At 61.8% G+C, this 12,953-nt stretch carries 5 protein-coding genes; 3 read left to right on the top strand and 2 right to left on the bottom strand.

Annotated features, from left to right (window positions below):
• Positions 1 to 88 precede the first annotated feature (88 nt).
• Both grxB and mdtH read right to left on the bottom strand, forming a co-directional pair.
• On the bottom strand, positions 89 to 736 hold the full coding sequence (gene grxB, locus ACL2XM_RS10880; protein ID WP_413732882.1) for a glutaredoxin 2: 648 nt from the start codon (positions 734 to 736) through the stop codon (positions 89 to 91).
• Positions 737 to 840: 104 nt separating this feature from the next.
• Positions 841 to 2,046 carry a multidrug efflux MFS transporter MdtH gene (gene mdtH, locus ACL2XM_RS10875; RefSeq protein WP_413722631.1) on the bottom strand — a complete coding sequence of 402 codons (1,206 nt, stop codon included), beginning with the start codon at positions 2,044 to 2,046 and terminating at the stop codon, positions 841 to 843.
• A gap of 283 nt (positions 2,047 to 2,329) precedes the next feature.
• On the opposite strand from mdtH, the gene rimJ reads away from it, so the two are divergent.
• The 3 genes from rimJ to ACL2XM_RS10860 all read left to right on the top strand — a co-directional run bounded on the left by rimJ (position 2,330) and on the right by ACL2XM_RS10860 (position 12,846).
• The gene (gene rimJ, locus ACL2XM_RS10870) at positions 2,330 to 2,914 is read left to right on the top strand and encodes a ribosomal protein S5-alanine N-acetyltransferase (RefSeq protein ID WP_410015362.1); all 585 of its coding nucleotides are present in this window, start codon (positions 2,330 to 2,332) and stop codon (positions 2,912 to 2,914) included.
• A 21-nt stretch (positions 2,915 to 2,935) separates the two neighbouring features.
• A complete protein-coding gene (locus ACL2XM_RS10865) occupies positions 2,936 to 3,886 on the top strand; it encodes a Gfo/Idh/MocA family protein (RefSeq protein ID WP_410016562.1) in 951 nt (316 codons plus the stop codon).
• A 416-nt stretch (positions 3,887 to 4,302) separates the two neighbouring features.
• A complete protein-coding gene (locus ACL2XM_RS10860) occupies positions 4,303 to 12,846 on the top strand; it encodes a GH36-type glycosyl hydrolase domain-containing protein (protein WP_413732880.1) in 8,544 nt (2,847 codons plus the stop codon).
• The last annotated feature ends 107 nt before the right edge of the window (positions 12,847 to 12,953 follow it).

Below are 12,953 nucleotides of genomic sequence, written 5' to 3'. Positions count from 1 at the left end.
GGATCATGCCGTACGCACCGGAAAAAACTCACTATGCCTCAGGAACGCCCCGCGCCCGGCGTACCGCGGCCAGGCGCGGGCAAGCAGGTTATTGCGCTACGCTGGTAAGCAGATTAACCTGAGTCTGCTTGGCCATATTATCGCGATATTCAGCCACCCGCGTCGGCCATTCCAGCCCCGCAACGATGGTCAGGGAACGCAGGCGGGCAAACAAATGGAAATCATCGTCGGACAGCTCGCCGTTACAGGCGTTGGACTGCTGGATCAACGGCTCAAGCTCGCGCAGCTGCTGGCTGACTTTTTTTACCAGCCCCGGGGTATGGGCCAGAAGTTCCTCAAAGCTGCCGCTGGCCGCTTCTTTTTTCCTGATAAAGTAATGGCGCGCCTCAGGAGTGGCAAACTCTGCAAACTTGCCGTTAACGTTACGCGGCAACACCAGCGGATAGGCGGCCGGATGGTTTGCTTCCAGCCATTTGCCGATAGCGGGATTGACGGGCCCCGTCACCAAAGGGCTACCATAATGGGTGTCGATATAATGGACGATATCCATGCTCTCCGGCATATAGCCACCGTCCTCCTTCTGCAGGATCGGCGCCACTTTTTTCCCCACCATGCCGATAGGTGTCGCCTCGTCGTCGTTCATCAATACCTGGAGACTGATAGGAATATTTTTCAGGCCGAATATCATCCGCGCTTTGACGCAAAACGGGCAGTGCTCATAAATGTAGAGTTTCATAATGAAGCATGTTCTCCTGGTTAAATGCGTGCGGCGCGCCATACCGCCGCGCGCCGGACAGGGTAATAATCATTATGGGACAACATGGGCCGGGCCACCAATCCTCAGCGACCGCTCAGCATGGCCGGTTCAATCCGGCGCTGATGGAATTGACGGTACAGCCCGAACAGGGTTGCGCACCCGATAAGGCCCAGCATTATCCAGGGCAGATCGGGAACGTCCAGCCGGTGCCCGACGTCATATAACCAACCGCCGCCGCTATAGCCGATGGCGCCGCCCAGGGCCAGGCCAAGCCGGCTGAAACCCAGGTAGCTGCCCCTGGCCCGGCTGTCCGCCAGCGACGCGCTCAGGGTTTCCCTGGCCGGTTCGGCAATAATGGAACCTAGGTAAAACAGGCCGATCAGGCAGAACAACGTCTGCAGGCTGTCGGTCATGCCGATGGGGAACAGGCTCAGCGTCATGATCATCAAACCCGCCATCAGCCGCAATTCGAGGCTAAAGCGCTTTTCGCTCCAGCGGGCGATAGGGTAAAGCAGCGTCAGGGATAATACCGCCTCGATGGCGTACATCCATTTTACCGCGGCGGGCTGGCCGGCCACTTCGTTAACGCGGATCGGCAGCATCAGCATGACCTGCACCGCCAGCATATAATAGCCGGTCAGCGTCAGCACGTAGGTGACGAAACGCCGATCCCTGAATACCCGCCGCATGCCGTCGCGCATGGGCGCGCGCACCGATGAGATGCGATATGCCGGCAGCCACCAGGCGTTGAACATCGCCGCCAGGATAAACATCAGCGCTCCCGCCCAGCACACCAGATGGAAATCGTACTTTAATAACCAACTGCCGATCAGCGCCCCGACCACCGAACAGGCGCTGTCCTGCATCATCAACAGCGAAAAGAAGCGGCCGCGCTCGTGGGGCCGGGTCAGCTTGACCACCAGCGCGGTGCGCGGCGGATCAAACAGCGTACCGCCAAGGCCCGACAGCAGGCAGGAAAGCCAAAGTATCCAGGGTTGATCGGCGACGGCCATCAGCGCAAAGCCCAGTGCGCGCAGCAGCATGCCGGTAATAATCATCGGCTTGGCGCCCAGGCGATCGGCGATGGCGCCGCCAAAAATACCCAGGCCCTGCTGGATGAGCTGACGCAGCCCAAGCGCAATACCGACCAGAAGCGCCGCCCAGCCCAACTGATCGACAAACCTGATGGAAATCAGCGGAAACACGACAAAAAAGCCCAGGACCACCAACATATTATCCATAAGCAGAAAATATTTACCCAAGCTCCGAGCTTGCGACACCGAGGACATGCTTCACCACAAACCAAAAAGAAATTTTACGAGAACACTTATTCTGAACGTAATGCGTCCATAACGATAGCCCGGCAAAGAGGATAATTTTTTATCGAAAATTATTAATAGAAACGCTAATTTATGAGAGGGATCATCTTCTCGCGCGTTAACAGGATAACATCGGCGCCGGGAGATTGTATGATGGTGACATACGCCGGGTTGTATCATCGCCGCGCATCACGCCGGTACCCAGACCCTAAGGTAAACATGATTCAATAATCGCCCGGACTGCGGAGGGAAGATGTTTGGCTATCGACAGGCGTCGCCAAAAGTGCGACTGGTTACCGCCAGACTGGTGGTGCGTTTGGTCCACGAACGCGATGCTTACCGCCTGGCGGAGTATTATGCCGGCAACCAGGCGTACCTGAAACCCTGGGAACCGGTGCGCGATGAAAGCCACTGTTTTCCGTCGGGCTGGCAGGCCCGGCTGGGGATGATCACCGAAATGCACCGGCAGGGCACCGCCTACTATTTTATCCTGCTCGATCCCGGGGAAAACGAAGTCTACGGCGTGGCCAATTTCAGCAATGTGCTGCGCGGCTCCTTCCATGCCTGTTTTCTCGGGTACTCGCTGGGCGAAAAATGGCAAGGGCAGGGGCTTATGTTCGAAGCGCTGCAGGCCGCCATCCGCTATATGCAGCGCCATCAGCAAATGCACCGTATCATGGCTAACTATATGCCGCACAACCAGCGCAGCGGTAATCTACTGGCCCGCCTGGGGTTCGAGCGGGAAGGATATGCCAAGGATTACCTGCTGATCGACGGGCAATGGCGCGACCATATATTGACGGCACTGACCTATGCCGCCTGGAAGCCCGGGCGGTAAGCGTTTTTCAGGGGTATTGACATTATGACATTACGTATCGGGATTGTCGGACTCGGCGGCATCGCGCAAAAGGTCTACCTGCCGCTGTTGTGCCAGGCGGGGGACTGGGAGGTGGCCGGGGCGTTTTCCCCCAACCAGGCCAAGGCGCGCACGCTGTGCGCGGCTTACCGCATCGAAAGCTTTCCCAGCCTGGACGCCCTGGCGCAGCGCTGCGACGCGGCGTTCGTGCATACCAGCACCGCCAGCCATTTTGCCGTGGTTAGCCATTTACTGGAACGGGGCCTGCACGTCTATGTGGATAAGCCGCTGGCCGCAACGCTTGAGCAGGCGGAACGGCTGGTCGCCCTGGCGGCCAGGAAACAACGGGCGCTGATGGTAGGATTTAACCGCCGTTTCGCGCCGCTCTACCTCAGGCTGAAACAACAGATGCAGCAGCCCGCCTCCCTCCGCATGGATAAACACCGTCTGGACAACGTCGGTCCCGAAGCGATGGGCTTCACGCTGCTGGACGATTATCTGCACGTGGTGGATACCGCGCTCTGGCTTGCCGACGGCGCGCGGGATCACGCCGCTGCGGCCAATGACGCCGCCGGCGGGCCCCGACTGACCGGCGGCATTCTGCGGGATAACGCCGCCGGACAGATGTTGTACGCCGAGCATCATTTTATGCACCGGGGCTGCGCCGTCACCACCAGTATGCATCGCCAGGCCGGCAGCCAGAGCGAAACGGTGATCGCGGTGACCGCCGGCGCGGTGTACCGCGTCGAGGAGATGCGCGCGTGGCGCAGCGAAAGCCAGGGCGTCATCAGCGAACTGCCGGTGCCCGCCTGGCAATCGATCCTGACCCAGCGTGGTTTTACCGGGGCGGTGGCGCATTTTATCGCGGCGGTGTCCCATCAAACCCAGCCTGAAACCAGCGGCGAACAGGCGCTGATGGCTCAGGCCTGGATAGAGCGCCTGCCGGCCGGTTAAACCCTCGTTCCCGCCGGTCCGTCCGAACCCCTTCCGGGACGGGACATAGCGTCATAGCCTGTTTGCAACGATTGTCATGACGGCCCAGGCATAATTGCATCAGGTTATTGGCGCAAATGACCTTTATGGTCCATAGTCAGAGAACCCGATATCGGCGCGCTGCAATGCGGCGGGCCGGGGGGCGTTTACGCGCCTCCCAATAAGTTCCTACATACCTATTTAGCCTTAAGGGCGTCTCATTCCAGGCGCGACGCATAGCGCCTCTTTCCAGGGTTTGTATCGCCGCCATGGCAAGGTGGATTTCGCCGTGTCATGGATAACGGCAACGAGTTGGCGCGCTGGCGATATAACGCCGTATTTGGCACCGATAACATTTTCGTAATGCCTGTGGCATGAAGCCGCAGGTTAAGGCTGCTATGAAAAATTTGCTTGCTGGGATCTACCGTTTTCGTGAAGCCTCGTCACCGTGGAACGATCCTGCCCCGGTCAGGAAAGAATTATTTGGTGTTGAACGCCTTGAGCAGCACGCGGAAAGCCTGGCGGCCGCCCAGGCGATCGCCGACCGCCCGCCGACCGTCTCGCCGCTGCGCCAGCGCCTTAATGATAATGCCGCGGTGTTGCTGGCGGCCTACCGCGCCAGCGCGCTGGAACTGGAAAAAGGCCATACCGTGGTGCCGGCCGCCGAGTGGCTGCTGGATAACTATCATCTGGTCGAGGCTCAGATCCGTGAAATCCGCGAAGATCTGCCGCCGAGTTTCTACCGGCTGCTGCCAAAGCTGGCGCAGGGGCCGTTTGCCGGTTACCCGCGGGTCTTCGGCGTGGCATGGGCGTTTATCGCCCATACCGACAGTCATTTCGATCCGGAAAACCTCAAGCGTTTTATCGCCGCCTACCAGCGGGTACAGCCGCTCACCATCGGTGAACTCTGGGCGGTGGCCATCACCCTGCGCATCGTGCTTATCGAGAACCTGCGGCGGCTGGCGGATCAGATGAGCGAGGGGCGCCAGGCCCGGCAGGAGGCCGAGGACCTGGCCAATAAGCTGCTGGCCAAAGGCAATGCCCAGGCGGCGATGGAGGCGGCGCATTTATCCGCCTATACCTTGCCGCTTAATGAGCATTTTGCCGCGCAGCTGGCGAAACGCCTGCGCAACCAGGATCCCCGCACCACCCCGTCCCTGGCCTGGCTGGAAGAAAAGCTTCACCAGCAGGACAGTTCCATCGAATCGATTGTGCAAAACGCCCAGCAGCGCCTGGGCGCCTCCAACGTCACGGTGCGCAATATCATCACCAGCATGCGCCTGATTTCGGATATCGACTGGGCGACGCTGTTTGAAAGCATCAGCCTGGTGGATGAACGTTTACGCCGGCACAGCGCCTTTGACGAGATGAATTTTACCACCCGCAATCTTTACCGCAGCGCCATCGAGCAGTTGTCGCGCGGATCGTCCTACAGTGAGCTGGATATCGCGGATAAGGTCCTGGCGGCCGCTCATGAAGCCGCGGCCAGCCAGAACGATCCTCTCGAGGCCGCCCGCGTCGGCGATCCTGGTTATCACCTGATTGCCGGCGGACGCAGACGCTTTGAGCAGTCTATCGATTTTAAACCGCCATGGCGCTTACGCATCAGCCGTATGGCCATTGAACCTGGCATCGCCGGCTACGGCGGGGCGATTATCCTGTTAAGCCTGCTGCTGGCCGCATGGGCGGGGAGCAAGCTCTTGGCTGCCGGCCTCGGCGCTGGCGCCCTGGCGGTCTTTATTATCCTGGCGCTGCCGGCCCTGAGCGATGCCGCCAGCGCGCTGGTCAACCGGCTGGTCAACTGGCGCCTCGGCGCGTCGCCCCTGGCCGGCCTGGCGTTAACCGACGGGGTGCCGACGGCGTTGCGCACCATGATCGTCGTGCCGGTGCTGCTCACTGACCAGGAGGACATCACCGAGCAAATCGAGCGGCTGGAAGTCCACTACCTGGCCAGCGGCGAAGGCGATCTCACTTTTGCGCTGCTCTCCGATAGCCTGGATGCCCCGCTGGAAACGCTGCCCGGGGACGCGGAGCTTATCGCCTGCGCCAGGGAAGGCATCGACCGGCTGAACCAGCGTCATGGCCCCGGACCCGCCGGCGCGCGTTTTTTGCTGTTGCACCGTCGCCGCCTGTATAACGAACGCGAATCCTGCTGGATGGGATGGGAACGTAAACGCGGCAAACTGCACGAACTGAACCGTTTGCTGCGCGGCGCGCGTGATACCAGCTTCCAGCCGGGCAGCCAGGTGCCGGAAGGGGTGCGCTATGTGATCACCCTGGACGCCGATACCCGGCTGCCGCGTGAAACCGCGCTGCTGCTGGTGGGGAAAATGGCTCACCCGCTGAACCGGCCGAAATTCGATGCCGGCAAAAAGCGCATCGTCAGCGGCTATGGCATCCTGCAGCCGCGCATTACGCCGTCCCTGCCGCTAGGCAACGACGGCTCTATCTACCAGCGCGTCTTCTCGGGGCCGGGCGGCATGGATCCCTATGCCTCGGCGGTCTCGGATGTCTATCAGGATTTGTTCGGCGAGGGATCTTATACCGGCAAGGGCATTTACGACGTCGATGCATTCGACGCCGCGCTTGACGCGCGCATTCCGGAAAATACCCTGCTTAGCCACGATCTGTTTGAGGGTATCTACGCCCGCGCCGGCCTGGCCTCGGATGTGGAACTGGTGGAAGACTCGCCGGCGCGCTACGACGTGGTGGCGAAAAGACAGCACCGCTGGACGCGCGGCGACTGGCAGTTATTGCCCTGGATCATAAACGGGCGCAACGGCATCAGCCCGGTGCCCGCCGTCGGCCGCTGGAAGATGATCGACAACCTGCGCCGTTCGCTGCTGGCGCCGTTCAGCCTGCTGGCCCTGGGTTGGTGCTGGCTGCTGCCGCCGGCCGCGGCCGCGCTGGGCGTACTGACGCTGATTGCTGCCTTCGCCGTGCCATCGCTATTGCCGATTTTCTGCGATCTGCTGCCGCGCCGGCGGCGTATCCCGCTGCACAAGCATTTACATAACGTCGCCATCGATTTGCGCTATGCGCTGCTGCGCATCCTGATGCAGATCGTGTTTTTAGCCGACAACGCCTGGCATATGCTGGACGCCATTGTGCGTTCATTATCACGGGTATTTTTCAGCCATCGCAAGCTGCTGGAATGGACCACGTCGGCCCAGACCGGCGGCAGCCCGCGCCTGGGGTTGGGCGGGTTTTGCCGGCAAATGTCCGCCGGCATCCTGCTGGGACTGCTGATGGCGGCCCTGGCGCTGGCGCTGGCGCCGTGGAACTGGCCGCTTGTCGCCGTGTTCGCCCTTTTATGGCTGTTGTCGCCCGTCATGGCGTTATGGGCCAGCCGGGAGCCGGTGATTGCGCCGCAAGTGGCGTTGAACGATAAGGAAATTCAGACGCTGCGCCTGATTGGCCGCCGGACCTGGCGCTTTTTTGAAACCTTCGTTACCCCGGTGGATAATATGCTGCCGCCGGATAATTTCCAGGAAGAACCCAGGCCGGTGGTGGCCCATCGTACCTCGCCCACCAATATCGGGCTGTATTTGCTGTCCACGGTGTCGGCCCGCGATTTCGGCTGGGCGTCCACCGGGGCGACGCTTGACCGGCTGGAAGAAACCTTCGCGTCGCTGGATAAGCTGCAGCGTTATCGCGGCCACTTTTTCAACTGGTATGAGACCCGCAATCTCGAGGCGCTGGCCCCGGCCTACGTATCGTCGGTGGATAGCGGCAACCTGGCCGGTCACCTGATCGCCCTGGCCAACGCCTGCGAAGAATGGCGCTGCGCGCCGGTGGCGCCGGGCTGGCGCGCCGGCGCCATGGATCATCTGTTGTTAATCCGCAGGGCGTTAAAAAAAGCGCCTGAAATCGACGGCTTGCCGCTCGACGCCCTGCTGGATGAAATCGCCGCCCAGTTGGCGCGGCAGCAGCCCGATAATACCTTGCTGCCCACGCTCGCCACGCTTAGCGAGGAGGCCTGCGGTTTAATGAACGATCTGGCCGTATCCCCCGAGGCGGAACCGACTGATGACGCCTCGCACGACGACGCGCCGGAACCGGGGCTGATGTTCTGGCTGGAGGCGATGAGAACCAGCATCGCCGGACTTAACGCCGATCGCCTGTTGGCGGCGGACAGCTATAACGAACGCCTGCAGCAACTGGCGGATCGCGCCAGGGCGCTGGCGCTGGGCATGGATTTCCGCTTTTTGGTGGATGACGAGCGCAAACTGCTCTCCATCGGTTACTCCTTCACCGATAACCAGCTCGACAGCAGCTGTTATGATTTACTGGCGTCCGAAGCCCGCCTGGCCAGCCTGTTCGCCATCGCCAAGGGCGACATTCCCACGCGCCACTGGTTCCGCCTCAGCCGCGCCGCCATTCAGTCCGGTAAAGGCGCGGCGCTGATCTCCTGGTCCGGGTCGATGTTTGAATATTTGATGCCGTCCCTGGTGATGCGCGCCGCCGCCGGCACGTTGCTGGAGCAGACCAACCGGGTGGTGGTGGCCCATCAGCAGGCCTATGGCCGCATGCTGAAAATTCCCTGGGGCGTCTCGGAATCCGCCTATAACGCGCGCGATTTGGATTTAACCTATCAATATTCCAACTTTGGCGTGCCGGGGCTGGGGCTGCAGCGCGGCCTGGCGCAAAACCAGGTTATCGCCCCCTATGCCACCGGCCTGGCGTCGATGGTGGATGCGCGCGGCGCACTGCTTAATTACCGGCGGCTGGCGAAGATCGGGGCGCGCGGCGATTATGGCTTTTACGAAGCGCTGGACTTTACCGCCGCAAGGCTGCCTGATAACCAGAAAGTGGCTATCGTGCGCAGCTATATGGCCCATCATCAGGGCATGACTATCGTGGCGCTGGATAACGCCCTGCTCGACGGCGCCATGCGCGCGCGTTTCCATCGCGAGCCGATGATCCAGGCCAGCGAGCTGCTGTTGCAAGAACGCATGCCAAGGGAAGTCGCCCTGACCAAACCGCATGCCGAAGAAGTGAAAAAAGCGGTGGTCAAATCCGGCCACGAGTATCTTACGCAGCGCCGGTATTCCGCGTTGCCCGCCGGCGCGCCGGTGACCCATCTGGTCTCCAACGGTCATTACGCCGTTATGCTGACCGTCTCCGGCGGCGGCTACAGCCGCTGGGGCAATATCGCCATTACCCGCTGGCGCGAGGATGTCACCCGCGACGACAGCCGTTCATTTATTCGTTTCCGCGATCTGCGCAGCGGCAAGATCTGGTCGGCCGGTCTGCAAATCCAGGGAACGGATTCGCTGAGCGAACGCCGCGTGCGGGCGTTGAAAGGGAAGTCTTTCAACCAGGTGATCTTCAGCGAGGACGACGCCACCTTTATCCACCATGACCGCACGTTGACCACCACGCTTAACGTGCTGGTGTCCGGCGAGGATGACGGCGAGGTGCGTCGCGTCATGCTGACCAACAGCGGCCGCCGCACCCGCGAAGTTGAATTGACCTCGTATGCGGAGATTGTGCTGGCGCCGGCGAATGTCGATACCGCCCATCCGGCGTTTGCCAAAATGTTTGTGCAGACGCGCTATCTGCCGGAATTTACCGCCCTGGTCGCCACGCGCAGGACCCGAACCCCGCAGGAACCCCACGTCTGGGCGGCGCATCTGGCTATTGTGGAGGGCGAAAGCCTGTCCGACGCACAGTATGAAACCGACCGGGCGCGGTTTATCGGCAAGGGTTCGTCGCCCACCTATGCCGACGCGGTGCTGGGACGGCAGCCGTTGTCCAATACGGTCGGCACGGTGCTGGATCCGATTTTCTCCCTGCGGCGACAGGTCCGTATTCCGGCGGGCACCTCGGTCAGGGTAACCTACTGGACGCTGGTGGCCTCTTCTGAAGAAGAGCTGATGAAGCTCATTGATAAGCACCACGACCGCAGCGCTTACAAACGGGCGAAAACGCTGGCCTGGACCCAGGCGCAGGTACAGTTGCGCCATCTGGATATCAACGCCGAGGAAGCGGCCGACTTCCAGCGCCTGGCCGCGCCGTTGCTGTATGCCGATTCGCGTTTCCGCGCGCCTTCCGCCTCGATTATCCGCGGTTCCGGCGTCCAGTCGGGCCTGTGGCCCTTGTCCATTTCCGGCGATCTCCCCATCGTCTTGCTACGTATCGACGATATCCAGGATATCGCCCAGGTTAAGCAACTGCTGCGCGCCCATGAATATTGGCATATGAAGTTGCTCAGCGTCGACGTGGTGATTATTAATGAACACGCCTCGTCCTATTTGCAGGATCTGCAAATCGCCATTGAGACGGCGGTGCGCAGCAGCCAGTCCCACCCGCGTTACACCGGCGATGCCTCGCGCGGCGGCGTCTATACCCTGCGCGCGGATCTGATAAGCCAGGAAGCGCGTATGCTGCTGCAGTCCGTCGCCCGGGTGGCGCTGCTGGCGCGGCGCGGCAGCATCGGCTCGCAGCTGGCTTCGCTGGAACTGCCGCAGGTCTCCCTGCTGCCGCAGCGCAAGATGCGCCTGCCGACGCCCGGCGCGTTGCCCGTGCCCGCGGACCTGGCGTTCTTCAACGGCACCGGCGGGTTCGCCAGGCAGGGGCGTGAATATGTCACTGTGATTGACGCGCAAACCTGCCCGCCGGCGCCCTGGATCAATGTGATTGCCAATCCGGACTTCGGATTCCAGGTGTCGGCCCGGGGCAGCGGTTATACCTGGGCGCAAAACAGCCGCGAAAACCAGCTTACGCCCTGGCTGAACGATGCGGTGGCGGACAGCGGCGGCGAGGCCATCTATATCCGCAACGAGGTCACCGGCGCCTTATGGAGTCCCACGGCGCATCCCATCAATGATGGCGGTCGCTATCTCGCCCACCACGGTTTCGGCTACTCCCGCTTCGAACACAATACCCTCGAGGCGGCGGTAACGCTGCTTCAGTATGTGCCGCTGGAGGATTCCATCAAGATCTCCCGGCTGACCATTCGTAACCTGAGCGATCAAACGCTGCACCTGTCCGTCTCCGCCTATGTGGAATGGGTACTGGGCACTTCGCGCAGCGCGTCCGGGCCGTTTATCATCAGCGAGCATGACGAAAGCACCGGCGCGGTGCTGGTGCGTAATTCATGGAGCACCGCCTTCCAGAACCGGGTGGCGTTTGCCGACCTCGACGGCCGTCAGGACGCGTTCAGCGCGGACCGTACCGAGTTTCTCGGCCGCAACGGCGCCATGGCGGCGCCCGCCGCGCTGGTCAACGGTGGTCGCCTGAGCGGCGCCTGCGGCGCGGGCTTTGATCCCTGCACGGTATTGCAAACCCATATCGAGGTTGGGGTAGATCAAAGCATAGAGGTGGTCTGGTTTATCGGCCAGAGCGACTCGGCCGAAAGCGCCCGCCGCTTAATCGAACGCTATCGCGCCGCCGATCTGGACGCGGTGCTGGCGGAAGTGACCGGCCACTGGCAACAGCGGCTGGGATCGATACAGGTGACCACGCCCGATCCGGCTATGGATATCATGCTTAACGGCTGGCTGCTGTACCAAACCCAGGCCTGCCGTATCCAGGCCCGCTCCGGCTTTTATCAGGCCAGCGGGGCCTATGGTTTCCGCGATCAGCTGCAGGACGGCATGGCGCTGACCTTCGCGCAGCCGCAACAAACGCGCGGACATTTACTGCGCGCCGCCGGCCGGCAATTTATGGAAGGCGATGTACAGCACTGGTGGCTGCCTCACTCCGGCCAGGGCGTGCGCACCCGCATTTCCGATGACCGGGTATGGCTGTCGTTCGCCGTCGCCACTTATATCAACTGCAGCCGCGACGAAGCGGTGCTGGACGAAGTGCTGCCCTATCTTGAGGGGCCACTCCTGGCGGAGGGCGAACACGACGCCTTCTTCCAGCCGATGGTGGCCGCCGAGAGCGCGACGCTCTACCGGCATTGCGTACAGGCCATGGAGCAGTGCCTGGAACTTACCGGCGCGCACGGTCTGCCCCTGATGGGCACCGGCGACTGGAACGACGGCATGAACCGGGTCGGCGAAGGGGGCAAAGGGGAAAGCGTCTGGCTGGGCTGGCTGCTGATCCGCACCCTGACTTTGTTCATGCCATGGGTTGCGGCCCGCGAGCCTGAACGCGCGGCGCGCTGGCAGGCGCACAAGGAATCCGTGCGCCAGTCGATCGAGCGCGACGCCTGGGACGGCGAGTGGTATCGGCGGGCAACCTTTGACGACGGCACCTGGCTCGGCAGCAAGGATAACGATGAATGCCGCATTGACTCCATCGCCCAGACCTGGTCCGTGCTTTCAGGGGAAGCGGACCCCACGCGCGCGGCGACGGCCATGGCCGCGCTGGATCGTTTGTTGATCCGTCGCGAGGATAAGCTGGCGCTGCTGTTTACGCCGCCGTTCGATAAGACCACCCACGACCCGGGTTATATCAAGGGCTACCCGCCGGGATTGCGTGAAAATGGCGGCCAATATACCCATGCCGCCATGTGGGCCATCCTGGCGTTCGCCGGGTTGGAGCAGGGCGATAAGGCGCATGAGCTGTTTGCCTTGCTCAATCCCATCAATCATGCCCGCACGCCGCAACAGGTGGCGCGTTACAAAGTCGAGCCTTATGTTATCGCCGCCGATGTCTACTCCGTGGCGCCCCATGTCGGCCGCGGCGGCTGGACCTGGTATACCGGCTCGGCCGGCTGGATGTACCGTGCCGGCGTGGAAGGCATTCTCGGTATTCGCCGGGAAGGCGACGTATTGATTATCAATCCGTGCCTGCCTTCCGGCTGGCCGGGCTTCGACGCCGAGGTGCTGGTGCTGGACACCCGTTTCACCATCGAAGTCACCAATAGCGGCCTGCATCCGCGCGGGGTGAGCGAGGCGATACTTAACGACGCGCCTCTGGCGCTTAGCGATCGTCAGGCGCGTGCGCCGCTCGATGGGGGCGTCCATCACCTGGTGCTGAAGTTATAACGCGGTCTTGCCCCGGGAACGGGGAATATCTGCCGTCCGCGCCGGTCCGGGGTTCCGGGTTGCCGCGGGCGGACTTACGCCGCGTAACAACTCGCAGTAGCGATTTC

It is taken from the genome of Sodalis sp. RH20 (genome assembly GCF_047324205.1).
In the GTDB taxonomy this organism is placed as follows: Bacteria; Pseudomonadota; Gammaproteobacteria; order Enterobacterales; family Enterobacteriaceae; genus Acerihabitans.
The sequence above is the reverse complement of the archived record's forward strand: the minus strand, read 5'-3'. Positions and strand labels throughout refer to the sequence as shown.

Excerpts from the sequence above, each read along its gene's own strand:
- grxB (WP_413732882.1), bottom strand. The coding sequence starts at position 736 with ATGAAACTCTACATTTATGAGCACTGCCCGTTTTGCGTCAAAGCGCGG.
- mdtH (WP_413722631.1), bottom strand. The coding sequence starts at position 2,046 with ATGTCCTCGGTGTCGCAAGCTCGGAGCTTGGGTAAATATTTTCTGCTT.
- rimJ (WP_410015362.1), top strand. The coding sequence starts at position 2,330 with ATGTTTGGCTATCGACAGGCGTCGCCAAAAGTGCGACTGGTTACCGCC.
- ACL2XM_RS10860 (WP_413732880.1), top strand. The coding sequence starts at position 4,303 with ATGAAAAATTTGCTTGCTGGGATCTACCGTTTTCGTGAAGCCTCGTCA.